General features: G+C 71.2%; 21 protein-coding genes. 19 read left to right on the forward strand and 2 right to left on the reverse strand.

Translation table 11 applies throughout. The annotated features are described in order from the left end of the window. Positions 1-22 precede the first annotated feature (22 nt). The 19 genes from CK240_RS18230 to CK240_RS08705 all read left to right on the forward strand — a co-directional run bounded on the left by CK240_RS18230 (position 23) and on the right by CK240_RS08705 (position 23365). Positions 23-1195 (forward strand): glycosyltransferase, encoded by a 1173-nt coding sequence (locus tag CK240_RS18230; protein WP_167649998.1) that lies wholly within the window; start codon positions 23-25, stop codon positions 1193-1195. After that, complete coding sequence (locus tag CK240_RS08620; protein WP_095639932.1) at positions 1192-3057, forward strand: GumC family protein; 1866 nt, start codon at positions 1192-1194, stop codon at positions 3055-3057. Before CK240_RS18230 ends, CK240_RS08620 begins: the two co-directional genes overlap by 4 nt. Further along, positions 3044-4444, forward strand: a complete 1401-nt coding sequence (locus tag CK240_RS08625; protein WP_135058812.1) for a pectate lyase family protein — start codon at positions 3044-3046, stop codon at positions 4442-4444. Before CK240_RS08620 ends, CK240_RS08625 begins: the two co-directional genes overlap by 14 nt. Next, a complete protein-coding gene (locus tag CK240_RS08630) occupies positions 4441-5778 on the forward strand; it encodes a lipopolysaccharide biosynthesis protein (RefSeq protein WP_135058813.1) in 1338 nt (445 codons plus the stop codon). Before CK240_RS08625 ends, CK240_RS08630 begins: the two co-directional genes overlap by 4 nt. After that, on the forward strand, positions 5775-7049 hold the full coding sequence (locus tag CK240_RS08635; RefSeq protein ID WP_095639935.1) for an O-antigen ligase family protein: 1275 nt from the start codon (positions 5775-5777) through the stop codon (positions 7047-7049). Before CK240_RS08630 ends, CK240_RS08635 begins: the two co-directional genes overlap by 4 nt. Next, positions 7042-8319, forward strand: a complete 1278-nt coding sequence (locus CK240_RS08640; protein ID WP_095639936.1) for a polysaccharide biosynthesis/export family protein — start codon at positions 7042-7044, stop codon at positions 8317-8319. Before CK240_RS08635 ends, CK240_RS08640 begins: the two co-directional genes overlap by 8 nt. After that, the gene (locus CK240_RS08645) at positions 8316-9485 is read left to right on the forward strand and encodes a glycosyltransferase (RefSeq protein ID WP_095639937.1); all 1170 of its coding nucleotides are present in this window, start codon (positions 8316-8318) and stop codon (positions 9483-9485) included. The genes CK240_RS08640 and CK240_RS08645 overlap by 4 nt, the downstream gene beginning before the upstream one ends. Then, complete coding sequence (locus tag CK240_RS08650) at positions 9482-10303, forward strand: sulfotransferase family protein (RefSeq protein WP_095639938.1); 822 nt, start codon at positions 9482-9484, stop codon at positions 10301-10303. The genes CK240_RS08645 and CK240_RS08650 overlap by 4 nt, the downstream gene beginning before the upstream one ends. A 363-nt stretch (positions 10304-10666) precedes the next feature. After that, the gene (locus tag CK240_RS08655) at positions 10667-12652 is read left to right on the forward strand and encodes a polysaccharide biosynthesis protein (RefSeq protein WP_167649999.1); all 1986 of its coding nucleotides are present in this window, start codon (positions 10667-10669) and stop codon (positions 12650-12652) included. Then, positions 12649-13869 carry a glycosyltransferase family 4 protein gene (locus tag CK240_RS08660; protein ID WP_095639940.1) on the forward strand — a complete coding sequence of 407 codons (1221 nt, stop codon included), beginning with the start codon at positions 12649-12651 and terminating at the stop codon, positions 13867-13869. Before CK240_RS08655 ends, CK240_RS08660 begins: the two co-directional genes overlap by 4 nt. Then, positions 13866-14276 carry a GtrA family protein gene (locus CK240_RS08665; RefSeq protein ID WP_095639941.1) on the forward strand — a complete coding sequence of 137 codons (411 nt, stop codon included), beginning with the start codon at positions 13866-13868 and terminating at the stop codon, positions 14274-14276. The genes CK240_RS08660 and CK240_RS08665 overlap by 4 nt, the downstream gene beginning before the upstream one ends. After that, positions 14273-15901, forward strand: a complete 1629-nt coding sequence (locus CK240_RS08670) for a hypothetical protein (RefSeq protein ID WP_095639942.1) — start codon at positions 14273-14275, stop codon at positions 15899-15901. The genes CK240_RS08665 and CK240_RS08670 overlap by 4 nt, the downstream gene beginning before the upstream one ends. Continuing rightward, positions 15898-16707: a glucose-1-phosphate cytidylyltransferase gene (rfbF, locus tag CK240_RS08675; RefSeq protein ID WP_095639943.1), complete on the forward strand. Its 810-nt coding sequence runs from the start codon at positions 15898-15900 to the stop codon at positions 16705-16707. The genes CK240_RS08670 and rfbF overlap by 4 nt, the downstream gene beginning before the upstream one ends. Continuing rightward, positions 16704-17885, forward strand: coding sequence for a CDP-glucose 4,6-dehydratase (gene rfbG / locus CK240_RS08680; protein WP_095639944.1), 1182 nt, complete (start codon positions 16704-16706; stop codon positions 17883-17885). The genes rfbF and rfbG overlap by 4 nt, the downstream gene beginning before the upstream one ends. A gap of 1 nt (position 17886) precedes the next feature. Further along, positions 17887-19089 (forward strand): DegT/DnrJ/EryC1/StrS family aminotransferase, encoded by a 1203-nt coding sequence (locus CK240_RS08685; protein ID WP_095639945.1) that lies wholly within the window; start codon positions 17887-17889, stop codon positions 19087-19089. Then, complete coding sequence (locus tag CK240_RS08690) at positions 19089-20345, forward strand: class I SAM-dependent methyltransferase (RefSeq protein ID WP_095639946.1); 1257 nt, start codon at positions 19089-19091, stop codon at positions 20343-20345. Before CK240_RS08685 ends, CK240_RS08690 begins: the two co-directional genes overlap by 1 nt. Before the next feature lie 4 nt (positions 20346-20349). Beyond that, positions 20350-21309 (forward strand): NAD-dependent epimerase/dehydratase family protein, encoded by a 960-nt coding sequence (locus CK240_RS08695; RefSeq protein ID WP_095639947.1) that lies wholly within the window; start codon positions 20350-20352, stop codon positions 21307-21309. Then, the gene (locus CK240_RS08700) at positions 21306-22274 is read left to right on the forward strand and encodes a glycosyltransferase family 2 protein (RefSeq protein WP_095639948.1); all 969 of its coding nucleotides are present in this window, start codon (positions 21306-21308) and stop codon (positions 22272-22274) included. Before CK240_RS08695 ends, CK240_RS08700 begins: the two co-directional genes overlap by 4 nt. Then, entirely contained in the window at positions 22271-23365 is a 1095-nt protein-coding gene (locus tag CK240_RS08705; RefSeq protein WP_135058814.1) for a glycosyltransferase family 4 protein, read from the forward strand. The genes CK240_RS08700 and CK240_RS08705 overlap by 4 nt, the downstream gene beginning before the upstream one ends. Here the strand turns inward: CK240_RS08705 and CK240_RS08710 are convergent. Together CK240_RS08710 and CK240_RS08715 are read right to left on the reverse strand one after the other, a co-directional pair. Beyond that, positions 23329-24021: an HAD family hydrolase gene (locus CK240_RS08710; protein ID WP_167650000.1), complete on the reverse strand. Its 693-nt coding sequence runs from the start codon at positions 24019-24021 to the stop codon at positions 23329-23331. The two genes, CK240_RS08705 and CK240_RS08710, sit on opposite strands and share 37 nt — an antisense overlap. Continuing rightward, the gene (locus tag CK240_RS08715) at positions 23996-24796 is read right to left on the reverse strand and encodes an ATP-grasp domain-containing protein (protein ID WP_167650001.1); all 801 of its coding nucleotides are present in this window, start codon (positions 24794-24796) and stop codon (positions 23996-23998) included. The genes CK240_RS08710 and CK240_RS08715 overlap by 26 nt, the downstream gene beginning before the upstream one ends. Positions 24797-24798 lie beyond the last annotated feature (2 nt).

Below are 24798 nucleotides of genomic sequence, written 5' to 3' on the forward strand. Positions count from 1 at the left end.
TAGGCCGCACGAGGAACTGCCGATGTCCGAAACCCGGGTCATGCATGTCATCACGGGAACGGCACTTGGCGGGGCCGAAATGATGCTGCTGCGCTATCTGCGCGCGATGGGGGACGCCCGGGCAGGGCATGTGGTCGTGTCGATGATGCCCCTCGGGGCGTTGGCGGCCGAGATCGCGGCGCTGGGGGTGCCTGTGCGGACCATGGGCGTTGCGGGCGCCGCGGGACTGCCGGCGGGCGTGATGCGGCTGGTGCGCCTGATCCGCGCACATGACCCCCAGGTGCTGCATTGCTGGATGTACCATGGCTGCCTTGCCGGCACGCTGGCGGTGCTGGCGGCGCGGCGCGGGGACATCGGGCTTCTGTGGGGGATGCACCATTCGCTGGCCGACCCGCGACGGGAAAAGCGGATGACCCGTGCGGTCTTCGCGGCGCTCAGGCGCCTGGCGGGGCGGGCGGACGTGATCACCTACTGCTCGAGGGTGGCGCGCGACCAGCACCGGAGGCAGGGGCTGTCGGACGCGCGCGACCGGCTGATCCCCAATGCCATCGACTGCGACGAGTTCAGGCCCGACCCGCAGGCGCGGGCGCGGCTGTCCGCGCTGGCCGGAATCCCGCCGGGGCGGCTGATCGTCGGCAGCGTCGGGCGCAACCACCCGATGAAGGACCACGCCGCCTTTGCGCGCTGCATCGCCGCGCTGGTCCGCATGGGCCACGATGTCCATGGCGTCGTCATCGGCGGGGGCCAGCCCGGCGGCCCGGCCGAAAGGCAGGCGGCGGCCGACGGCATCGCCGACCGGCTGTCCGCCATCGGCCCGCGCCAGGACATCCCGGCGCTGGTCCCGGGCTTCGATCTCTACCTCCTGTCCTCGGCCTGGGGCGAATCGATGCCGCTGGCGGTGGCCGAGGCGCTGGCCTCGGGCGTGCCGGCGGTGGTGACGGACGTGGGCGACAGCCAGTGGTTGGTGGGCGAGGCGGGCGCTGTCTGCCCGCCGTGTGACAGTGAGGCGATGGCGCAGGCGGCGTCCCGCATCCTGTCGCTGCCCGCGGCCCGGCGGGCCGGACTGGGCAGCTGCGGGCGCGAGCGCATGATCGCCCTGATGTCCATGCCCCATTACGTCGAACTGCACGAAACCGCCTACCGCGACGCCCTGGTCCGTCGCGCGGCACCGAGCCAGCAAGGGGCCGTTGCATGAACGCACCAATGCGCGAAGGCCCGGTCCCAGGCCACTTCGCCTCGCCGGGCGGCGGCTACCGGGCCGAGGACATCCTGAACCTCGTCCGCCGCAACATCTGGCTGATCCTGGCCATCTGCGCGACAACGCTTGCGGTGACGGCGGGCTACCTGTCGGTCCAGCCCGACATCTACCGCGCCCAGGCCGCGATGGAGCTGACGAACTCGGAGGTCCGGCTGAGCCAGATCGACGCGCAGTTCGAAAGCTACGAGCTGAACAGCGCCCGCATCGCCACGGTGATGGACGTCCTGCGCTCGCGCAACTTCGCCCAGACGGTCGCCACCAACCTGGACCTGTTCGACAACCAGACCTTCCTGCCGCGCCCCCAGGACCAGCCCAAGCCCGACAAGGACACCTGGAAGCGGATGGTGGTGGACTACCTGCTGGCCTCCTACAGCGTGCATCGCGCGGGCGAGAGCCTTGTCATCACCATCCAGACCGAGGCGCAGGACCCCCAGACGGCGGCCCGCCTGGCCAACGGCATCGTGCGCAACTTCGTCGAAACCTCGGTCCGCGATCAGACCAAGGTCATCGACAACTCGGTCGCCTACCTGCGCGGCCAGGTCAACGCCCTGGGCGAGGAGCTGTCCCAGAAGGAGGTCGAGCTGGCCGAGCTGATCCGGACCAGCGCGCTGGACGACGCCGACCTTCCGGTGCAGCTGCGCCGCGAGCTGAACCACCTGACCTCGGTGCTGGCGAACCTGGAAGGCGACGGGCAGGGCAACAGCACCGAAGCCGGGCAGATCCGCGCCCAGATCGCCACACTGGAATCCCGACTGGACGAGCGGACCCGCAACGAACTGGCGAAGAACCGGCTGGAACGCTACATCGACCTGCTTTCGACCCGCTACCAGACGGCGATCGAGCGGCTGAACGAGATCGAGCCGCGCAAGGACATCCTGCAGGCCGACGCGCGCCAGATCTCCAAGGCCGAGATCCCGGTGGCGCCCGCGGCGCCGAACCGCGGCGCGACCCTGGCGGTCGTGCTGGCGGCCTCGCTGGTGCTGGGCTTCCTGCTGGCGCTGCTGCGGGGCGCGCTGAACCGGACGGTCGAGGACGGGGCGCAGGCGACCCAGATCAGCGGCCGGCCCAACCTGGCGACGATCCCCCATGTCCGGCGCCGGGGCGTGCTGGCGCGCCGCCACGACCCGGTGAGCCTGCTGCGCCGCTTCCCGCGCTCGGGCTTCTCGGAATCGCTGCGCTCGTTCTTCACGATCTGGTCCAGCCAGCGGCGCGAATCCGACGCGCCCAAGCTGGTCATGGTGACCTCGGCCTCTCAGCACGAGGGCAAGTCCACCATCTCGTCCGCCTTCGCGGCCTCGGCCGCGCTGGACGGGCTGCGCGTGCTGCTGCTGGACTTCGACAGCCAGCACGCGGGCGCGTCCGACATCCTGCATGTCCAGGCCGAGGGCCTGCCGGTGGCCGCGCTGGCGGACGGCTCAGCGTCCTGGCGCGACGCGGTCCGGCCCGTGCCCGACTTCGAGCGGCTGGATGTCCTGAGCTTTCCGGCCGGCACAAGCTGGACCAGCCGGCTGATCTCGACCTTCGCGGCCCGCGTCGTGCCCGACCTGCGCGAGGAATACGACTTGGTCGTGCTGGACACGCCGCCGGCACTCTCCAGCGCGGACGCCGTCCGCTTCGGCACCATCGCGGACGAGGCGCTGGTCGTCGTCCGCGCGGGCCAGACCACCGAGGGCGCGCTGCAGGCCACCATCCAGAAGCTCGAGCGCGCGGGCATCGTTGTCGGCGGCACCCTGGTCAACGACGTCGAGACGCGCCTTTACCGCCAGCACAGCAACGGCGCAGGCCATGAATACGCGTGAGCGGCGCAAGCCGTGGTTGCGCCGGCCCCTGGCCCTTGCCTGCGCGGCGGCGCTTGCGCTCATGCCCGCGCTGGCGGCGGCCCGGCCGGCCTTTCCCGGTGCGGTCGGCTTTGGCGCGGAAGCGGGCGGCTGGCGCGGCGGGCGGCTGATCGCCGTCACCTCACTGGCCGACAAGGGCGCGGGCACCCTGCGCGCCTGCGCCGAGGCCACGGGCCCCCGCGTCTGCATCTTCCGGGTGGCGGGCACGATCACGCTGAGCAGGCCGATCATGCTGCGCTCGAACGTCTATGTGGCGGGCCAGACCGCGCCGGGCGGCGGCATCCAGTTGCGGCTGGGGCGCTCGGACCATGGGCCGCTGGTCGTCAAGGACGCCGAGGACGTGGTGATCCGCTTTCTCAAGCTGCGCCCCGGCACCGGGGGCATGGTCAGCGCCAACATCGATGCCCTGACGGTGGAAAACGCCCGCCGGGTTTATGCGGGCAACCTGTCGATGGCCTTCGCCAGCGATGAGACCTTCAACATCCATGTGTCGGGCGCGACCGCCAGCGACATCACCCTGGCCGACAGCATCCTGGCCTACAGCCTGGACCGCGCCAACCATCCGGACGGGGCCCATTCCAAGGGGGCGCTGATCTGCTCGGACGAAGGACGGAACCCCCAGTGCGGGCGCATCAGCCTGATCCGCAACCTCTTCGCCCATCACCGGGACCGCAACCCCGACGTCAAGGCGACGGCGGCCGGGCCGGTCGAGATCGCCAACAACATCTTCTACGACCCCATCAGCCAGTTCGGCGAATTCTACGACCTGCTGGGCGAGGCGCGGATCGCCTACGTCGGCAACCTGGCGCTGACGGGCCAGTCCAGCACGCCGCGGGCGGGCACGGCGGTCGAGGTGATCGCCAAGATCGGCGGCAACCCCATCTCGGTCTGGGAAGAGGGCAACCTTGCCTTCCGCCAGAAGGACTGCGGCCCCCGGCACGCGATCCCGATCCTCGACGGGCCTGCGCTGGTGCATCGCGCGCCCCTGCCCCCGCCGATGACGGTGACGCCCGTGGCGGCGAACACGCTGGAACGCGTCCTGCCCGCGCGTCTGGGCGACGTGCTGCCCGGTGGCGGCCACCGCGACGCGCTGGACCGGCGGGTCCTGAACGACCTCGCGCGCTGCGAGGGGCGCGTCATCGACCAGCCCGATCAGGCGGGAGGCTGGCCCCCCATCGCCCCGGCCCCGCCGCCACCCGACCAGGACGGCGACCTCCTGCCCGACGACTTCGAGCGCAGTCACCCCGGCCTGCGCCCCGACCGCGCCGACAACCCCTGGGCCGACCCGGACGGCGACGGGATTCCGGCGGTCGAGGCCTGGCTTGCCGGCCTTGCGGGCGACCGATGAGCGCGGGGGCGGGCACCTCACCCCGGGCCGGGATGCGCCGCCGGCTGCTGCGCAACCTGGCCTGGGTCGGCTCGTCCCAGGCGGTGATCGCGGGACTGGGACTGGTGTCGCTGGCGCTGACGGCGCGCGCCCTGGGCCCGGCGGGTCTGGGCATGCTGGCGGTGATCGAGGCCTATTCCCGCAGCATCGCCCGCCTTCTGCATCCCGAGCCTTGGCAGGTGGTGATCAAGCACGGCGCCGAGGCGCTGGAAGCGGGCGACAACGAGCGGTTCGAGCGGCTGGTCTGGCTGTCCCTGATGACGGACCTCGTGCTGGGGCTTGCGGCGGCGGTGGCGGGGGTGGCGCTGGCGGGACTGGCCACGCGCTGGATGGGCGCGGTCGGCGACCAGACGGCGCTGCTGGCGCTGGGCGCGACCGCCGGGTTGCTGGCCGCGCGCCCGACCGCCATGGGCGTGCTGCGGCTTTACGACCGCTTCGACCTCCTGGCCCGGATCGACATGGGCATCGCCCTGCTGAGGCTGGCGCTGGTCGCGGCGGTCTGGGCGGCAGGAGGCGGGCTTTCCGCCTTTGTGCTGGTGTTCGTCGCCTGGACGGTCGCGGACGGGCTGCTGCCGATGCTCTTCGCCCTGCCGCAGATGCGCCGGCGCGGGCACCGCCTGCGTCCAGCCTCGCCCCGCCGGATCGCGGCCGAGAACCCGGGGCTGCTGCGGCTTTTCGTCAACAGCAACGTCAATGTCACCCTGCGCCAGTTGCGCCAGCGCTTCGACATCGTGCTGCTGGCGGGCGTGCTGCCGCCGGCGGCGCTCGGCCATTACCAGATCGCCCGCCGGATCGGAGAAGCGGCGCTGCGGCTGGGCCGTCCCTTGGGACAGGTGACCTTCCCGGAATTCGCCCGTCTGGCCGCGCGCAACGACCGTTTGCGGCTACGCCGGCTGCTGGTCTGGTCCTCGCTGGGCCTCAGCGCGGCGCTGCTGGTGATCCTGGCGCCCGTGGCGATGCAGATGGACCGGCTGCTGCCGCTGGCCTTCGGCCCCGCCTTCGCGGGCGCGGCGGCCAGCGTCAGCATCATGGCGGCGGCAATGGCGCTGTACATGGCGGGGCTGACCACCGGCCCCGCGCTGATGGCGCTGGGGCATGACCGGGCCATGACCGTGATCACCGGGGCCACGACCGCCCTGTTCTTCGCCGCGCTGATCCCGGCTGCCCGGGTCTGGGGGGCCGAGGGCGCGGCGGCGATGCAGTTGGTGGGCAACGCCCTGTGGCTGGCCGCATGTCTTGTCGTGGCCCTGGGGGCGGTGCGCCCGCAGCCGATACAAAGACAGGCCGCGACATGACCGCCACGGGCGCCCGCGCGGTTCCCTGGGGCGCGCTGCCGCACGGGCAGGCCACGGCCCCTGCCCGTTCCCCCGGCTTCCACCTGGCGGTTCTGGCCGTGTTCCTGTCGCCGATGAACTATCTGCGCACGGACATCATCTACTTCACGGCCTCGGACGTCGCGGTGGTCATGGCGCTGGCCGTCATGCTGTGGCAGGGCGCGCTGCCCCGGCGCCCCTTCGGCGGCGCCACGGGCCTGTGGCTCGCCGGGTTCCTGATGCTCGGAACGGGGCTGATGCTGGGCTCGATCGCCCATGCGGCGGGCGTGGACCTGGGCAAGGTGATGGCCCAGTACGCCTTTTCGCTGCTGCTCGTGCCGCTGGTCGTGGCCGGGCGCAGCCTGGCCGAGACCGTGGTGCTGGCGCGGGCGCTGGTCCTGTCGATCGTCGTGGTCATGCTGTTCGGCATGTGGATGATCCATGTCGTCCCCGACCCGCCCTTGTCCTTCGTGTCCCACAACAACCGCATGCGGTCGCTGGTCGAGCGGGAAAACGAATGCGCGGCCATGGGGGCGGTCGGGCTCGTGTTCCTGCTGGGGCTGTGGCAGGCCGGCCTCGCCCGGCTGTGGGAGCTGCTGGTCGCCCTGCCGATCCTGGCCTACGGGATCATGCTCACCGGATCGAACACCGGGCTGATGTGCGCGGCGCTGGGGGTGGGCATGACCATGGTCTTCGCGCCGTCGGGCCGGCTGATGGTCTTCGTCCTGGCCGCGGCGGCAGCGATCTTGGCCCTGGGCACCGCCTTTCCGGCGCTGGTGCCGGATGTCTTCCGCACCCGCGTGCTGGAAGGGATCACGGCGGGCGATCCCAACTTGTCGGGCACCTTCACCGACCGCCTGCTGCTGATCCAGGAAGCCTTCCGCCTGGCCGACGACCGCCTGCTGATCGGCATGGGGGCGGAGCAGTTCCGCAACATCAGCGTCTTCGACGCGCCGGTCCACAACACCTATCTGCTGCTTCTGAACGAAGGCGGGCTTCTGTCGCTTTGCGGGCTGGTGGTGCTGATGCTGGCGGGGCTGCCCGCGCCGCTGTCGCACCTGACGGACCGCCGCCACCGCGGGGTCGCGGCGACGACGCTGACCATCCTGCTGATCTTCGCCCTGATGCTGAACACGTTTCCCCATTTCTATGCACGGTTCTGGAACGTCCCCCTGATCCTTGCCCTGTCGCTGTCCTGTGCCCTGCCACAACACCACAGGACCCGCCCGACCCGGAGTGCAGCCCATGCGTAATCTCCTTCTTTCCGCCCTGCTGGTCGCCCTGGGGGCCACTTCCGCCCTGGCCGAGCCCTATCGCCTGCACGCGCAGGACCAGCTGCTGGTTCGCGTCGTCGACTGGGATCCCGATGCCAACGGCCTGGCCGAATGGGCGGGCGTCTCGGGCGAATACCTGGTGGCGTCGGACGGGACGCTGCAATTCCCGCTGGCGGGCACCGTCACGGCCGAGGGGCAGACCCTGACCAGCCTGCAGGAACAGTTGGCCGCGGCCCTGGGGCGCAACGCCGGCCTCGACCGCCCGCCCCATGTCACGGTCGAACTGGTCGAAAGCCTGCCCGTCTATGTGCTGGGCGCCGCCCAGACCCAGGGCGCGGTCGCCTATCGCCCGGGCCTGACCGCCCGGCAGGCGCTGGCGCTGGCCGGAGGGGTCTACCGGAACCTGGCCACCGCCGACCCCATGCAGATGGCCCGGATCGCGGGCGAGGCCCGCCTGGCTGCCGAGGAGCTGCGCCAGCACGAGGCCGAGCGCGCCGCGATCGAGGCCGAACTGGCGGAACTGGAAGGCCCCGACACGCCTCCCGGCGGCCAGCTCCCCGCAGACGCCGACCTGCGCAGCCGGCTGCAGGTTGCCGACCGGGTAGCGCGCAATGCCCAGGCGGCCAGCCTCGACAGCCTGCAGCAGCTTCTGCGCGACAAGGCCGACAAGCTGCGCCAGCAGATCGTCCTGCGCGACCAGCAGCTGGCCGACAACCGCCGCGATCTGGAGGGCATTGCCGAGCTGAAGGAAAAGGGGCTGGCCGTGAACGCCCGCGTCACCGCCCTGACCACGGCCATCAACGACATCGAGGCCAAGCGCCTGGACCTCGAGGCGACCCTGCTGATGGCCGAGCAGCAGCTGAACGAGGCCGAGCGCGCCCGCGCCGCCATCATCGACGACGCCCGCAGCGACAACCTGCAGAAGCTGGCCGAGCTCGAGGACGACATGGCCGCAGCGGCGATCCGCCTGGGTACGGCCGACCGGCTGCTGACCCAGGCCATGCTGGCGGGCGAGCTGGCGCCCGAACCGGACGCGGCCGAGCAGCCGGGCTTTGTCGTCACCCGCGCCACCGATGGCACGCCTGAGCGGATCGAAGCCGCGCCGGACATGGCCCTGGAACCCGGCGACGTGCTGGAAATCACCCTGCCCGGCGCTTCTGCTGCGTCCCCCCGGCCGGTCGCGGCGGCACCCCAGCCTGCGCCCCTGGGGCAGGTCGCGGCGGCGGACCCGGGCCTGGCGGCGAGATGACGGCACCGGTGCGCGTGTTGTTCCCCTTTGCCGGGGGGGACCTGGTCGGCGGCAGCCACCAGTCGGCGCTGCGCCTGGCCGCGGGGCTGGACCGCAGCCGCTATGAGCCGGTCGTGCTGGTGCATGGCGAGGGCGGCCGGGTCGCGCGCTTCGCGGCCCAGAACGGGCTGGCGCCGATCCGTCTCGACCGGCCCCCGATCATCGCGCCGCGCTACAGCCGCAGGCCGGGGGACGCCTCGGCCCCGGGTTATCTGCTGACAAGCCTTCCGCGCCTTGCGCACCTGCTGCGGCGCTGGAACATCGCCATTGTCCACACCAACGACGGGCGGATGCATCTGACCTGGGCGCTGCCCGCGCGCCTGGCGGGGTGCCGGCTGATCTGGCATCACCGGGGCGATCCCGAGGCCCTGGGCGTGAACCGCGTGGCGCCGCTTCTGGCGCACCGGGTGGTGTCGGTCTCCGACTTCTCGCGCCCCGTACGGCCGGTGCGGCCGCTGGGCGACCGGCTGCGCGTGATCCGCAGCCCCTTCGACAAGCCTGCCGCCCAACCCGACCGCGCCGCCTGCGCCGAGGCCCTGCGCGCCCGTATCGGCGCGGCGCCCGGCGCGGTCGTGCTGGGCTATTTCGGCGCGCTGAACGGGCGCAAGCGGTCGGACCATTTCGTCCGCGCCGTTGCCGAAATCCGCCGCGCCCTGCCCGGCGAGGACATCCACGGCGCCATCTTCGGCCGCCCCGAACGCGACTGCGATCCGGTCGAGCGCGAGTTGCAGGCGCTGGCCGGGTCGCTGGGGATCGCCGACCGCATCCACCTGATGGGCCATGTCTCGCCGGTGGAACCGTCGCTGGCGGGCGTCTTTGCCCTGCTGGTGACAGCGCGGGGCGAGCCCTTCGGCCGCACCCTGATCGAGGCGATGCACCTGGGCACCCCGGTGATCGCCACCCGCCACGGCGGCAACCCCGAGGCGATCGAGGACGGGCGGAACGGGTTCCTGGTCGATCCCGACGATCCCGCCGCCTTTGCCGCTCCGGTCCGCCGCCTGCTGACCGAACCCGGGCTTGACGACCGCATCGCGGCCGCCGCGCGCACGGACCTCGACCGCTACAGCACGGCCGAGCACCTGCGCCGCGTGCAGGCGCTTTACGACGAGGTTCTGGAACAGGCATGACGCGCAAGCCCGACTTCATCATCGCAGGGGCCGCGAAGTCCGCGACGACCTGGCTTCAGCAGTCGCTGCAGGCCTCGCCCGACATCTGGATGCCCGACCCCGAACTGCATTTCTTTTCCCGCAGCTACGGGTCGGGCTTTCCGTCCTATCTGCGCCACTTCGCGGATGCGCCCCCGGGCGCACTGCTGGGCGAGAAGTCGAACTCCTACCTGACCATGCCCGAGGCTGCCGGCCGCATCCACCGCCACCTGCCCGGCGTCCGGCTGGTCTTCCAGTTGCGCGACCCGGTGGCGCGCGCCTATTCCGATTATTGCATGCTGTTCCGGCGCGGCGAGGTGGACGGCGACGTGGCGCGCCACCTCGGCCCCGACCGCGCCGCGCAGGGCCGCTTCCTGGCAGACGGCTGCTATGCCGACCATCTGGAACGCTTTATCGCGCTTTTCGGGGACGAGCCGATCCTAGTCCTGTTGTACGAGGATGTCCGCCGCGACCCGCGACGCCAGCTGCGCCTGCTGGCGGACCATGTCGGCCATTCGGGCGCCTTGGCCCCGCCCCTGGCCGAGCGCGTGAAAGACGCCCGCGCCGCAGCCGTCCCGCGTCCCTTGCGGCGGCTGGTGGCCCCCTTGCGGCCGGTTCTGGACCCGATCCGTGGCACCGCCCCCCTGCGTGCCCTGAGGGGACTGGTGGCCCGTCCCTATCGTTATCCCCCGCTGGACCCTTTCCTGCGGGATGAAATCGCCGATTTCTACAAACCCCAGATTGCCCGACTGGCCGTTTTGACAGGCATCGATCCCGAGGTGTGGAGCAGCCGCGGCTGAATTCCGCACCCGTTCAGGGCTTCGTCTGGCGCCTTCCCGAACGAACGCATTCATCTTGCCGACCTTTTTCCACGAATCAGTTTGCCGGACGAATTAGGCTAACGATTTGGGGACAAGAGAGTGCGGCTGCCGGAATTATACTTCCGGTTGTTATTTTGCCGGGTCCGAAGGTCATTTCCAACCCGCCTGCCGCCGCCCGGAATAGGCTGGGGAATGTCTTTCCGTTAATATTCATTAACATGCATTAACTACTTCCGGTCCCCCTCCATTCACATGGGGCGGGTGCGCGGCTGCCGGCGCAAGACTGCTGGCAGGGGTCGCTTCCGAACGATCCCGCTTCATCCGGGCAGGACTCGACACACCATGCACGCAGACGTCGGAGACACGGGAGAGGGTTTGAACGCGGCCATTCGCGCCCAGGCCGCCAGCCTGAAGGCGCAGCTGCATGCCAACCACAAGCTGGTCCTTGCCGATGCAGTGGGGGTCGTGCTGGCCTGCGGAACGGCCCTTCTGCTGTCGGCGGGCCCCCATTTCGGCATGACCGAACTGGCTGCCCTGCCCCGGCTGGTGGCGCTGGTGCTGCTGGTGGGAATGCCCGTCTTCACCTGCTTCGGCTTCTACCGGCGGCACGCGCGCTCGTCCTCGCTGCCGGATCTGCCGATCCTTGTGCCGGGAACGGCCACCGCGCTGCTGGTCGCCCTGTGGATCGAGCACGCCACCGACCTTGTTCCCGAGGCGCCGCTGACGACCTGGCCGATCCTGCTTCTGGCGCTGATGCCGCTGCTGGGTGGCGCGCGGCTGGTTGCCCGCCACCGCGAGATCCTGCGCCTGGGGTCGCGCGACACGGCCGACGCCCCGCGCGAGCCGGTGCTGCTGGTGGGCACGGACGCCTCGGCCGACCTGTTCCTGCGGGCAATCCGCCAGGGGCCGGCGCGCTACGACGTCATCGGGATCATCGACAGCTCCAGCACCAGCGCCAGCCTTCTGTTCCACAGCGTGCCGATCCTGGGGGCGGTGCGCGATCCGGGGCCGGTGCTGGCGCGGCTGGCGGCCGCCAACCGCCTGCCCCGGCAGATCTTCCTGACCGGGCCGGTCACGCATTTCGACCGCGACGGCATGGCGGTGCTGCTGAAATGGGCGGAAGGCCGGGGCATCCGCGTGCGCTCGCTGCCCGACCTGACCGACCCCGACCAGCGCCGCATCCCGCCGGGCGGCGCCCTGCGCGACATCGACCCCGAGGACGTCCTGACCCGCCCGCAGGCGCGGGTCGAGCGCCAGCTTCTCGCGCTGACCTACCAGGGGCGGCGGGTGCTGGTGACGGGCGCGGGCGGGTCCATCGGCAGCGAGATGGTGCGCCAGATCGCCTCGCTGCGTCCGGCCGAGATCGTGCTGATCGAGAATTGCGAGTTCAACGCCTACCAGGTCGACCGCTCGCTGGCCCGCCACTTTCCCGACGTCCCGCGCCACCTGCATATCTGCTGCGTGCGCGACCGGGAAAAGCTTCTGGCCCTGTTTCGCCAGCACCGGCCCGAGCTGGTCTTCAACGCCGCCGCCCTGAAGCACGTCCCCTTGGTCGAGCAGAACCCGGCCGAAGGCGTGCTGACCAATGTCATCGGCGCCCGCAACGTCTCGGACGCCGCCCGCGACGTGGGGGCCTTGGCGATGGTCCAGGTCTCGACCGACAAGGCCGTCAACACCACCAACGTCATGGGCGCCACCAAGCGCGTGGCCGAGTTCTATGCCCAGGCGCAGGATCTCATCACCCGCGAGATCGGCTGCGAGACGCGCTTCTTCGCGGTCCGCTTCGGCAACGTGCTGGGCTCGTCGGGCTCGCTGGTGCCGTTGTTCCAGGAACAGATCGCGCGCGGCGGTCCGCTGACCGTGACGGACCCGCGGATGGAGCGGTATTTCATGACCATCCGCGAGGCGGTGGAGCTGACGCTGGTCGCGGCCGCCCAGGGGTTGCGCAATCCGAACGAAAGCGGGCGCATCTTCGTTCTCGACATGGGCAAGCCCATCCGCATCGTGGACCTCGCCGAGCGCATGATCCGCATGGCAGGGAAAGAGCCCGGCCGCGACATCCGCATCGAGTTCGTGGGCATCCGCCCCGGCGAGAAGCTGTTCGAGGAACTGTTCGACCGCAACGAGGTCGTCCGCCCCGCGGGCTTCGCGGGCGTCAACTGCGCCGTGCCGACGCCCGTTCCGATCTCGCGGCTGCGGGCCGCGATGGGCAAGCTGGAACAAGCCGCGCGCGCCGGGGACGAGACCACGCTGCGCAGGCTGCTGGCCGAGCTGGTGCCCGGCTACCGCGCGGGCGGCGCCGAGGAACCGCAGGACAAGGTCGCATGAACCGGATGGTTTCCCCGCCCGGCGGCCACTCGCAGGCAGGCGCGGCGCCGCGCCGGGTCATGGTCATCGGCTCGCTGGGCTGGTCGCTGGTCAACTTCCGGCTGGACCTGATGCGGCGGATGCGGGCTAACGGCCACCATGTGACCGCCGTCACCCCCGACCTGGACGGCGAGATCCGCCAAAGGCTGGAATCCCTGGGCATCCGCACCGCCACGGTGCCGATGCAGCGCACCGGGATCAACCCGCTGGCCGACATGGCGACGATGGAGGCCCTGCGCCGGCTGATGCGGCGCGAGCGGCCGGATGTCGTGATCCCCTACACCATGAAGCCCATCGTCTATGGCGCCATGGCCGCGCGCCTGGCGGGGGTTCCGGCCTGCTATCCCCTGTTCACCGGGCTGGGCTATGCCTTCTCGGACCCGCGCCCGCGCGGCAAGCGGCGCATCGTGCGCGACATCTCGGTCGCGCTGCACCGGCTGGCGACGGGGCGCGTGGACCTCGCCTTCTGCTACAACGACGCGGACCGCGACGACATCCGCCGCCACCGGATGATCCCGCCCGACGCGCGGTTGGTGGGGGTCCCCGGCTCGGGCGTCGATACCGCGCGCTTCGCGCCCGCGCCCCTTCCGCCGGGGCCGCCGGTCTTCCTGTTCGTGGGCCGGATGCTGCGCAGCAAGGGGGTCGAGGACGCCCTCGCCGCCGCCCGCCTGCTGCGGGCGCAGGGGCTGCCCGTCCGGCTGGAACTGCTGGGCCCGACCGACAGCAACCCCGACGCGATCGCGCCCGAGCTGCTGGCGCGCTGGCAGGCCTCGGGCGAGGCGGTGGTGCTGGGCGAAACGCGCGACGTGGTCCCGCACCTGCACCGCGCCCATGTGGTCGTGCTGCCGACCCGCCTGCGCGAGGGCGTGCCGCGCACCATCCTCGAAGCCATGGCCTGCGGCCGCCCCGTCATCACCACCGACGCGCCCGGCTGCCGCGAGACGGTGGCCGACGGGCGCTCGGGTCTCGTGGTGCCGGCGGGCGACGTGCCCGCGCTGGCCCGCGCGATGGGGGCCTTCGTCGAGGACCCCTCGCTGGTCCGGCGCATGGGGGCCGAGGCGCGCCGTCAGGTCTGCGAGCACCATGACGTGGACCTGGTCAACCGCATCATCCTGACCGCGACCGGGCTTGAGGCCGAAGGCGACAGCCGGGCGCTGGAACGGGAGGCTGCGGCATGACCTCGGCGGCCCTGCCCCTTCGCCCCGAGGCGCGCACGGCCTTTCTGCGCTTCCTCGCCGTGGGCGTGCTGAACACCGCCTTCGGGTATGGCGTCTACGCGGCGGGCGTGCTGGCCGGGCTGCCCGCGCAGGCGGCGCTGGCGCTGCAGTTCCTGCTGGGCGCCTTGTGGAACTACCGCCTGCACGCCCGGCTGGTCTTTGCCGTGCGGGGCTGGGGCCGCCTGCCCGCCTATGTCGGCGCTTATCTGCTGATCTGGGCGCTGAACGCGCTGGCGTTGCGCGGGCTGCTGGCGGCGGGCATGGGGCCGCTGGCCGCGCAGGCGCTGGTCCTGCCCGCGACGGTTATTCTGTCCTGGGGGCTGATCGGCCGCGTCATGGGCTTTCACGCAGCAGGGGGCCGGTCATGAGCGTCACCGACCTGCCCGCCCCCCGCAGCCTGTCCCGCCAGGCGCTGCTGGCCATGCTGGCGGTCGGGGGCCTGCTTCTGCTGGGCGCGGCGCTTTACGGGCGCATCATGGGCTTTGACCTGCGCCGCGACGAATGGATGTTCGTCCCGCCCGCCGCCACCCTGGGGGACTGGGCGCTGTATTCCGGGCAGTTCTACAACCACGTGCCCTACTCGGCTTGGGCCTTCCGGGCGGTCCACCTCGCGTTGCCGGGGCTGGATCTGCTGACGTCGGCGCGGCTGACGGTCTTTCTGGCCTGGCTGCTGCTGCTGGGCGGGGCCTTCTGGGCGGGCTGGCGGATCGCAGGCTCGGCACGCGTGGGCCTGTTCGCGGCGGCGATCCCCCTGGGCAGCGAGACGCTTCTGTCGCAGGCCGGCATGGCCGCCACGAACAACCTGCTGCCGCTGCCCTTCATCCTGCTGGGGCTGGCGCTGTTCTCGGCGGCGCACCTGAGCGGGCGCTCGCCCTTCGGCCTCTACTTCGCGGCCGGGCTGTCGCTGTCGGTGGCGGCCGGGATGAAGGCCAGCGCCATCGCCTTCGTCCCCGCGGTCGTGGCGGCCTGCTTCCTGCTGCCGCGCGGCCTTCCCCTGGCCCGGCGTGCGCGGCTGACCGCGCTGCCGGTCGCGCTGGGCGGGCTTGCCGGGGCGCTGCCGCTGTTCTGGCTGGCGCTGACCGAGCCCACCTTCTTCGACCATGTGCTGCGCTATCATTCGGGCCCGCACGTCGCCTTCTGGCAGGCCAATGCCGCCCTTGAGCCGGGGCTGGCCATGGGGCTGCCGGGCAAGGTCCAACTGGCGCAGGGCGCCTGGCTGGCCGGTGGCGCGATCCTGGGACTGTTCGTCGCCGCAATGGCCTGGACGATGCGCCCGCGGCAACCCGCGCGCGGGACGGATGGTGCGCGGGCCGCGCAGGCGGCGGCGGTGGCCGGCGCGGCGATGCTGACCGCGGCGGCGCTGGCCTTTGTCCCGACCCCGGCCTTTCCGCAGTATTTCGTCCAGCCGCTGGCGGGGCTTCCGGTGCTGGCGGCGCTGGCGATCCGCGCCCTGCCGCCGGCGCCCCGGTCCGTCCTGCTGCGCGCCCTGCCCGCCGCCGTCGTCCTGATGGGGGCGGTCGCGCTGCCGCGCCTGGCCACGGGGCTGGCCGACCTGCGCCACCCCGACCGCCTGACGCCCGCGCGCCTGAGCCACGGGGCCGAGGCGCTGGCCCGCCTGGCCGCCCCGGACGGGATCGCCGCCGGGCCGGTCGCCACGCTGTCGCCCCTTTATCCCCTGCAGGCCGGCCTGCCGATCTATCCCGAATTCGCGTCCGGCCCCTTTGCCTGGCGCGTGGCGGGCCACATCGCCCCCGGCCTGCGCGCATCCTACGTCATGGCAGGCCCCGAGGACCTGGCGCGGCTGTTCGATGCCCGGCCTCCGGCGGCCATCCTCACGGGCTTCGATCCCGCGCTGGAAACCCCGCTGGAAGACTATGCCCGTGCCCATGGCTACCAGCCCAGGGCCATCCCCGAAATCAACGACCGATACGGGACCGGAACGCTCTGGCTTCCCGCCGGCGCAATCCCGGACAATCCAGGAGGCACTCCATGAAGACGATCCTGCTCGCGGGCGGCCTCGGCTCTCGCCTTGCCGAGGAAACCGTGGCCATCCCGAAGCCCATGGTCGAGGTCGGCGGCCGCCCCATCATCGCCCGCGTGATGGATATCTACTGCCAGTTCGGCCACACCGACTTCATCGTGGCCGCCGGCTACAAGGCGATGATGCTCAAGCAGTTCTTCGCCAACTACCACCTGATCGCCAATGACATCAGCGTTTCGGTGGACACGGGCGAGGTGCGGCTGTCCCCCATCAGCAAGGGCGGCTGGAACGTCTCGGTCGTGGACACGGGCGCGCATACCATGACCAGCGGGCGCATCGCGCGCCTGCGCGACTGGGTCGGGGACGAGACCTTCATGGTCACCTACTCGGACGGGCTGGGCAACGTGGACATCGGCGCCCTGCTGGATTTCCACCGCAGCCACGGCAAGCTGGCGACCGTCACCGCCGTCCAGCCCCCTGCCCGCTTCGGCGCGATCGAGCTTGCGGGCGACCGGGTGCAGGCCTTCACCGAAAAGGTCCGCCGCCACGACACCTGGATCAACGGCGGCTTCTTCGTCTTCGAGCCCGCCGTCTTCGACTATCTCGTGGACGAGATGGAGCCGCTGGAGCAGACGCCCCTGGCCCAGCTGACGCAGGACGGCGAGCTGATGGCCTATCGCCATTTTGGCTTCTGGCACCCGATGGACACGGTGCGCGACCGCAACACGCTGAACGAGCTCTGCATGGAGGACACGCCGCCCTGGCTGTGCTTCGACGAAAAGACCCGGCGGCGCGAACACCTGGCGCTGGCGATATGAACGACCTCCGTCACCATACCGGCCCCGGTCCCGCCGCCGATCCCTTCGGCGGGGCCTTCACGGGCCGCCGGGTGCTGCTGACCGGGCAGACCGGCTTCAAGGGCGGCTGGCTGGCGATGTGGCTGGACCGGCTGGGGGCCGAGACGCGGGCGGTCGCGCTGCCGCCCGACACCCAGCCGGCGCTGTATCACCTAGCGCGGATCGACACGCTCTGCGACAGCCGCTTCGCCGACATCAACACGCCCCGCGACCTTGCCCGCGCGGTCGCGGGCTTCCGGCCCGACCTCATCATCCACATGGCGGCCCAGGCGATCGTGCGCGACGGCTACGACCGCCCGGCCGAAACCTTCGCCACCAATGTGGTGGGCACGGCCAACGTGCTGGAAATCGCCCGCGCCGCCCGCGACGGGCTGAGCGGCGTGATCGTCGTCACCTCGGACAAGTGCTACGACAACCGCGAATGGGACTGGGGCTACCGCGAGACCGACCGGCTGGGCGGGCGCGACCCCTATTCCGCGTCCAAGGCCTGCACGGAACTGGTGGCCGAGGCCTACCGCCAGTCCTTTTTCGCCGAACCCGCGGGGCCGCAGCTGGCCACCGTGCGCGCGGGCAATGTCATCGGCGGCGGCGACTGGTCGTCCTTCCGGCTGATCCCCGACATCGTGCGCGCGACGCTGGAAGGGCGCGAGACGGTGATCCGCAACCCCGCCAGCCTGCGGCCCTGGCAGCATGTGCTGGAACCGCTGGCGGGCTACCTGTCCATCGGCGCGGCCATGCTGGACGGGCGCGGGACCGAGGTCGCGGGGGCCTGGAACTTCGGCCCCGACAATGACGCGGCGGTCCCGGTCGGCACCCTTTGCGCGATGCTGGCCGAGGCCTGGGGCGAGGGCGGCCCCCGCTTCCGGGTCGAGCCGCCGCCGAACGCGCCGCACGAGGCCGGCATCCTGCGGCTCGACAGCACCAAGGCGCGGCAGCGCCTGGGCTGGCAACCCCGGCTGTCGCTGCGCGAGGCGCTGGCGATGACGGCCGCCTGGTACCGCGCCCAGGCCGCGGGCGCCGACATGCTGCGCCTGTCCCTGACCCAGATCGCCGAATACGCGGCCCGCCTGCGTCCGGCCGTCCTTCCCTTTTCAGTTTCCGCCCCGCAAGCCAGCCAGTTTTCCGTTTCACGAGGGTGATATGCGCGTCAATTACGGCCAGACCGTCCATGGAGAGGAAGAAATCGCCGCCGTCACGGCGGTGCTGCGCAGCTCGACCCAGATGGGCAAGCATGTGCGCGAGATGCAGGAGCGGGTGGCCGCCCTTTTCGCCAAGCGGCACGGGATCATGGTGAACTCGGGCTCGTCCGCGAACTTCCTCGCGGTCGCGCTGCTGGACCTGCCCGCGGGGTCCGAGGTCATCACGCCCGCGCTGACCTTCGCCACCACCGTGGCGCCCCTTCTCCAGCACGGGCTGGTGCCGGCCTTCGTGGACGCGGCCGAGGGCACCTACAACATCGACGCGGACCGGATCGAGGCGATGATCGGCCCCGACACCCGCGCGATCATGGTGCCCTCGCTGATCGGCAACCTGCCCGACTGGCCCCGCATCCGCCGGATCGCCGACGCCCACGGGCTGAAGGTGATCGAGGACAGCGCCGACACCCTGGGCGCCACCATCGGCGGGACCAGCACCGGGACGTGGTCGGACATCTCGACCACCAGCTTCTACGGCAGCCATGTCATCAACTGCGCGGGCAACGGCGGGATGCTGTGCGTCAACGACGAGGCGCTGGCCCGGCGCGCGCTGCTGCTGCGGTCCTGGGGGCGGACCTCGTCGCTGTTCGTGGAAAGCGAGACGATCGAGAACCGCTTCAACGTGGACCTGGACGGCATCCCCTATGACGCCAAGTTCCTGTTCGAGGAACTGGGCTACAACATGGAGCCGTCCGAGATGGGCGCGGCCTTCGGGCTGGTCCAGCTTGGCCGCCTTCAGGCCAACATCGCCGCGCGCGAGGCGAACTTCACCCGCCATCTCGACTTCTTCTCGGCCTACGGGGACTGGTTCATCCTGCCCCGGCAGCTGCCCGAGTCCGTCACCGGCTGGCTGGCCTTCCCGCTGACCGTCCGGCCCGAGGCCCCCTTCACCCGGCGCGACCTGCAGATCTGGATGGAGCGCCGCGACATCCAGACCCGGCCCGTCTTCACCGGCAACATCCTGCGCCAGCCCGCCATGCGCAACCAGCCCCGGCGCGAGGCCCCCGGCGGCTATCCGGTTGCCGACGCGGTGATGCGCGGCGGCATCCTGATGGCCTGCCACCACGGGCTGACGGACGACCAGATCGACTACATGCACGCCTCTTTCCAGGACTTCGCCGATCACGCCAGCAGAAAGGCCGGATGATGAAGGACCAAGCCCGCCGCCCCGACCAGCTCGACCGCTGCCGCGCTTGTGCCTCGGACAACCTCATGCTGTTCCTGCCGATGGGCGACCATCCGCCGGCCAACATGTTCGTCCGCCCCGAGGACCGCGACGCGCCGCAGCCGGCCTTTCCGCTGAACACGCAGGCCTGCCTGGATTGCGGCATGATCCAGGTGGCCGACCAGATCCCGGACGGCTTCTTCACGCATTACCTTTACGTCCCCTCGGGGGCGCGGACCATGCACGGCCATTTCGAGGGCCTGGCCGGCGTCCTGACCGACATCGCCCAGGGCGGCCTGATCGTGGACGTGGGCTGCAACGACGGCCTGATGCTGTCCTTCGCCAACCGCATGGGCGCGCGCACGCTGGGGATCGACCCGGCGGCGAACCTTGTCGCCAATGCCGCCGCGAACGGGGTCGAGGTGCATGTCGCCTATTTCGGCCCCGAAACCGCGGCCGAGGTCCGCGCCCTGCGCGGTCCGGCGCAGGTGATTTCCACCACCAACACGCTGAACCACATCGGCGACCTGCACGGCTTCATGGAGGGCGTGCGCACGCTTCTTTCCGATGACGGCTGGTTCGTGGTCGAGGTCCCCTGGGGCCGCGACATCCTGCTGACCAACCAGTTCGACAACGTGTATCACGAGCACATGTCCGAGATGAGCCTGATGTCGCTGGTGCGGCTGGCCGAGGCGACGGGCATGGCGGTGGTGGACGTGACGCGCCTTCCGGTCCACGGCGGCTCGATGCGGGTCTTCATGCGCAAGGCCGGGGCCGCCCAGGCCCCCTCCGCCGAGGTCACCGCCATGCTGGAGGCCGAGCGCGAGGCCGGAATGCAGAGCGCCGAGGCCTTCGTCAAGTTCGCGCAACGGGTCGAGGACATCCGCGACCGGCTGGTCTGGATGCTGGCCGATCTCAAGGCCGCGGGCGCATCCATCGCGGGCTACGGGGCGGCGGCCAAGGGCAACACCCTGCTGAACTATTTCGGCGTCGGCCCCGAGACGCTGGACTATCTGGTGGACCGCAACCCGCTGAAGCAGGGCACGCTGTCGCCGGGCGTCCTGATCCCGATCCACGGTCCCGAGATCATCGCCGAAACGAAGCCCGACTACCTTCTGGTGCTGGCCTGGAACTTCTTCGACGAGATCCGGGACCAGTTGCACGACTACGAGGCGGCGGGCGGCCGGTTCATCGTGCCGCTTCCCTACCCCCGGATCGTCGGCGGCGCCGAAGGGTAAGGCCATGGCACGGGTGCTGATCACGGGGGGGACGGGCTTCATCGGCTCGCATCTCGTGCGCGACTGCGTGGCGCGAGGAGAGGAGGTCACCGTGCTGGCCCGCCCCGGCAGCGACCCCTGGCGGCTGGCGGATGTCGCGGACCGCATCAGCCTGGTCCGCGCCCATCCGCTGGACGCCCCCGCAGTCGCCGCGGTGGTGGCCCGCGCCGGTCCCCGGCGGGTCTTCCACCTGGCCGCCCGCACGCGGACCCCCGCGCGGGACGACCTGTCGGACCTGGAAGACGCGACCGCCGCCAATGTCGCGCCGCTGCGGGTCCTTCTGGACGCCCTGCGGCAGCTGGACGACCCGCCCGCGATCGTCCGCACCGGATCGCTGGCGGAACTGGGCGAAACGGACCGGGTGCTCGACCCCGACGCGGCCGAGCGCCCGAGGGATGGCTACGGGCTGTCCGCGCTGATGGGCACCCATGTCCTGCGCCTGGCGCGCGCGCGCCTGGGCCTGCCCGCCGTCACGGCGCGGCTGTGCCTGACCTATGGCGGCGACCAGTCCCCGGATTTCCTGGTCCCCGGCCTGATCCGCAAGGCCCTGTCCGGCCTTCCGGCCAGGGTGCTGCGGCCGCAGGCGCAGCGCGACCTGATCCATGTCCGCGACTGCGTGGCGGCCTTGCGGCTTGTGGCCGACCATGCCGCCGCCCTGCCGCCCATCGTCACCGTGGCGACCGGGCGCCCCCTGCTCGCGGGCCATCTCGCCGACGCCGTCGCGGCGCTGGTGGCGCGGCCCGATGCCCTCCTTCCCCCGCCCCCGGCCGTCCCCGCCACGGCCGCGCATGTGGTGTCCAGCCGCCCTTCGCCCGAAATCACCGCCCTTGGCTGGCAGCCGCACGTCGGGCTGGCCGAGGGCCTGCGCGAAACGATCACCTGGGAGCGGGCGCGCATCATGTCCCCGCAGGAGTGCCTCGCATGACCCTGATCTCGATCCTGATCCCCTGCCTCAACGAGGAAGAGAACATCCGCAGGTGCCATGCGCGCGTCGCGGCGGTGCTGGACGGCCTCGAGGATGTCGAGGCCGAGATCATCTTCACCGACAACCATTCCACCGACCTGACCTTTGCCATCCTGCGCGAGATCGCCGAGGAGGACCCGCGCGTCCGCGTGTTCCGCTTTTCGCGCAACGTGGGCTACCAGGCCTCGGTGATGTTCGCCTACAAGGCGGCGCGGGGCGACTGCGCGATCCAGCTGGACAGCGACCTGCAGGACCCGCCCGAGCTGATCCCGACCATGCTGGACCTTTGGCGCCAGGGAAATCAGGTCGTCTACGGGATCCGCCGCAGCCTGCCCGACGGCCCGGTAGTGGCCGCGCTCAGGCGGGGGTTCTACTGGTTCATCGACCGCGTCAGCGCCGACGACCTGCCGCGCAACGCGGGCGAGTTCCGCCTGACCGACCGGGTGATCCTGGACCAGATCCGCCGCTCCGAGGACCGCTCGCCCTACATGCGCGGCATGATCAGCGCCATGGGCTTCCGGCAGGTGGGCTTCGACTACGACCGCGCGGCGCGGGCGGCGGGACAGTCCAAGTTCCCCTTCCGCGCCATGCTGGGGCTGGCGGTGGACGGGCTGGTCAACCATTCGCTGCTGCCGCTGCGGCTGGCCTCGACCGTGTCGCTGCTGGCGGGGCTGTTCACCTTCCTGGTGCTGCTGGGCTATCTGGTGGGCAAGCTGCTGTTCGGGCAGGAATGGCCGCCGGGCTTCGCCACGCTGGTGGTGCTGCTTCTGATGTCGATGACGCTGAACGCGATGTTCCTGGGGATCCTCGGCGAATACATCGGCCGCATCTTCCTGCAGACCAAGAACATCAACGCCCCGATCGTCGAGGCCGCGCTGAACGCCCCCGGCCCCGTCACCCCCCTGCGCATGGAGGCCGCCGAGTGAGGCTGTTGATGATACAAGGCGGCTTCGGCACGGGCGGAGCCGAGAAGATCATGGCCGCGATCGGGGCGCATCGCCACGCGCAAGGGGACGAGGTTCACGTGGCGGGCATGTTCATGCCGCCTGCGGGCCCGTTCTTCCACTATCCGCCCGACGTCCGCCTGCATCTCCTGGCCGACGGCGCGCGGCCCGACAAGCTGCTGCACCTGCGGCGGCTGGCCGCGATCCGGGGGCTGATCCGCCGGGTGCAACCGGACGTGACCCTGTCCTTCCTGACCAAGGTGAACTGCCTGACGATGCTGGCCGCGCGGGGGACGAGCATCCCGGTCGTCATCTCGGAACGCAACAACCCGCTGATGCAGTCGCCCGGCTTCTGGAACCGCGCCCAGCAGGTCCTCGCCCATGGCGCGGCCGGGATCGTGATGCAGACCAGGGGCCAGCATGACGACCTGTCCCCGGCGCTGCAGGAACGCGCGGTGGTGATCCCCAACTTCTGCGACGCGGTTCCCTTTCGCCGCGCCTCGCCCGGCCCCGACTGCCATTTCGTCGCCGCAGGGCGGCTGGACCGGCAAAAGGGCTTCGACCTGCTGATCCGGGCCTTTGCCCGGGTGCCCCATCTCGGCGCACGCCTGACCATCTTCGGAGAGGGACCCGAGCGCGCGCCGCTGGAGAACCTGGTCCGGGCCTCGGGCCTGGAGGGCCGCGTCTCGCTGCCCGGCATCGTCCGTGGGCCGCAGGAATGGCTGGGGGCGGGGCATGTGCTGGTGGTCAGCTCGCGATTCGAGGGGTTTTCCAACGTCGTGGCCGAGGCGACCTGCTCGGGCCTGCCGGTGGTATCCTTCGACTGTCCCTACGGCCCTTCCGAGATGATCGTCGAAGGCCGGAACGGTTTTCTGGTCCCGCCCGGCGACGTGGCGGCGCTGGCGGGCGCAATGACGCGGCTTGCCGCCGATCCCGCCTTGCGCAACCGCCTGGGCCAGGCGGCCCATATCGCCGCCGCCCGGTTCGAGCAGGGCCGGATCATGGCGCAATGGGACGCCGTGCTGGGCGCCGCGCTTCAGCCGCGCAGGGCGGCGATGGCCTGGTCCAGCTGATCGAGGCTTCCGATCACTGCCCCTGCCGCGTGGTCGGGGGTGGGCGGGCTGCCTTCGTGCACGCGGCCGGGCCGCAGGATCTGGACCGTGATCCAGCCCATCCGGTTCGGCGCAAGGAAGTCCTTGGCCGCGTTGTCCGCGACATAGACGCAGGTCCGCCCGCCCGAGGCGGCGGCGACAAGCTCATAGGCGCGCGGATGCGGCTTGCCGTAGCCCGCCCCCCATTGCCCCGTCGGAAGGACAAGGTCGAAATGCGCCTGCAGGCCCAGCGCCGCGATCTTGTTGCGCTGCGTCTGCTCGACCCCGTCCGAGATGAGGGCAAAGCCGCGATGCCCACCCAGATAGCGCACCGCGTCCGGGCACAGCCCGATCCGGGGCATGTGGCTGCGATACAGTTCGATCAGGTCGGGCACGAGTTCCGGGTCCAGCCCAAGTTCCTGCGCCGCGCGATCGAAGATGGCGCGCCGCTCGCCTTGCGCGAAGAGCTCGCGGCAGGCACCCGCGAACCGGGCACCGAGGCCCGGCGGGACCGCGCCCCGCGCTTCCAGCCAGTCGCCGGCCGCGCGGTATCCGCTGAAGGCGAAGTCGCGTTCCAGATACAGCGTGTCGTCCAGGTCGAAGACGATCCGCTCAGCCAAGGAAGACGGCATCGTCATAGCGCAGCATCGTGACGCCCTCGCGCCAGCCGTCATGGGCGCGGCAGGGGCGGCCGTCGATCTCGTCCAGCAGCCAGTCGGCAAATCGCGCGCCCGCGTGATGGGCCAGCGGATAGCCGCCGCCAAAGCGGGCGTTGACCTCGAAGACGCGCGGCCCGTGGCGGGGATCGTCGATCACCTGGAAGCACAGGACGCCCCGCGCGCCGGGCAGGGCGGCGGCCACCTTGCGGGCGATGGCGGCCAGGTCGGCCCGCCGCTCGGTCCGGCCCTTTTCCACCTCGCCCGCGCGGGTCTGAAGCCGCAGGTGCGGGATGGCGCAGCGCAGCTCGCCCGCCTGGTCCAGGAAGATGTTGACCGTGTATTCCGGCCCCGACAGCCGGGTCTGGAAGATCATCGGCTCGGGGAAGCTCTCGGGCAGGTCGCCGGGCGAGGCATAAACCGCAAGACCCCGGCTGGCGCTGCCGCCCGCGGGCTTGGCGAAGACAGGCCAGCCAAGGCTTCGGGGGTCGGCGCGCAACTCGGCCTCGGTCCGCGTCTCGGGGACAGGCACGCCCGCCGCGCCCAGGACCTGCATCGTCAGGTGCTTGTCGCGCACGACGGCGATGGTTGCGGGGTCCGAGACATGGACCCGCGCGCCCAGGGCGGCAAACCGTCCGGCAGCCTCGGCATAGGCGGAAAGCTCGGTGTCGATGGTGGGCACGACCAGCCGGATGCCGTTTTCCCGCACGATGGCCTCGACCGCCTCGGCAAAGCCCGGCGCGTCGCAGCGCGGCACCG

This window comes from Paracoccus salipaludis (genome assembly GCF_002287065.1).
GTDB classification, from domain to species: domain Bacteria; phylum Pseudomonadota; class Alphaproteobacteria; order Rhodobacterales; family Rhodobacteraceae; genus Paracoccus; species Paracoccus salipaludis.

Excerpts from the sequence above, each read along its gene's own strand:
- CK240_RS18230 (WP_167649998.1), top strand. The coding sequence starts at position 23 with ATGTCCGAAACCCGGGTCATGCATGTCATCACGGGAACGGCACTTGGC.
- CK240_RS08620 (WP_095639932.1), top strand. The coding sequence starts at position 1,192 with ATGAACGCACCAATGCGCGAAGGCCCGGTCCCAGGCCACTTCGCCTCG.
- CK240_RS08625 (WP_135058812.1), top strand. The coding sequence starts at position 3,044 with ATGAATACGCGTGAGCGGCGCAAGCCGTGGTTGCGCCGGCCCCTGGCC.
- CK240_RS08630 (WP_135058813.1), top strand. The coding sequence starts at position 4,441 with ATGAGCGCGGGGGCGGGCACCTCACCCCGGGCCGGGATGCGCCGCCGG.
- CK240_RS08635 (WP_095639935.1), top strand. The coding sequence starts at position 5,775 with ATGACCGCCACGGGCGCCCGCGCGGTTCCCTGGGGCGCGCTGCCGCAC.
- CK240_RS08640 (WP_095639936.1), top strand. The coding sequence starts at position 7,042 with ATGCGTAATCTCCTTCTTTCCGCCCTGCTGGTCGCCCTGGGGGCCACT.
- CK240_RS08645 (WP_095639937.1), top strand. The coding sequence starts at position 8,316 with ATGACGGCACCGGTGCGCGTGTTGTTCCCCTTTGCCGGGGGGGACCTG.
- CK240_RS08650 (WP_095639938.1), top strand. The coding sequence starts at position 9,482 with ATGACGCGCAAGCCCGACTTCATCATCGCAGGGGCCGCGAAGTCCGCG.
- CK240_RS08655 (WP_167649999.1), top strand. The coding sequence starts at position 10,667 with ATGCACGCAGACGTCGGAGACACGGGAGAGGGTTTGAACGCGGCCATT.
- CK240_RS08660 (WP_095639940.1), top strand. The coding sequence starts at position 12,649 with ATGAACCGGATGGTTTCCCCGCCCGGCGGCCACTCGCAGGCAGGCGCG.
- CK240_RS08665 (WP_095639941.1), top strand. The coding sequence starts at position 13,866 with ATGACCTCGGCGGCCCTGCCCCTTCGCCCCGAGGCGCGCACGGCCTTT.
- CK240_RS08670 (WP_095639942.1), top strand. The coding sequence starts at position 14,273 with ATGAGCGTCACCGACCTGCCCGCCCCCCGCAGCCTGTCCCGCCAGGCG.
- rfbF (WP_095639943.1), top strand. The coding sequence starts at position 15,898 with ATGAAGACGATCCTGCTCGCGGGCGGCCTCGGCTCTCGCCTTGCCGAG.
- rfbG (WP_095639944.1), top strand. The coding sequence starts at position 16,704 with ATGAACGACCTCCGTCACCATACCGGCCCCGGTCCCGCCGCCGATCCC.
- CK240_RS08685 (WP_095639945.1), top strand. The coding sequence starts at position 17,887 with ATGCGCGTCAATTACGGCCAGACCGTCCATGGAGAGGAAGAAATCGCC.
- CK240_RS08690 (WP_095639946.1), top strand. The coding sequence starts at position 19,089 with ATGAAGGACCAAGCCCGCCGCCCCGACCAGCTCGACCGCTGCCGCGCT.
- CK240_RS08695 (WP_095639947.1), top strand. The coding sequence starts at position 20,350 with ATGGCACGGGTGCTGATCACGGGGGGGACGGGCTTCATCGGCTCGCAT.
- CK240_RS08700 (WP_095639948.1), top strand. The coding sequence starts at position 21,306 with ATGACCCTGATCTCGATCCTGATCCCCTGCCTCAACGAGGAAGAGAAC.
- CK240_RS08710 (WP_167650000.1), bottom strand. The coding sequence starts at position 24,021 with ATGACGATGCCGTCTTCCTTGGCTGAGCGGATCGTCTTCGACCTGGAC.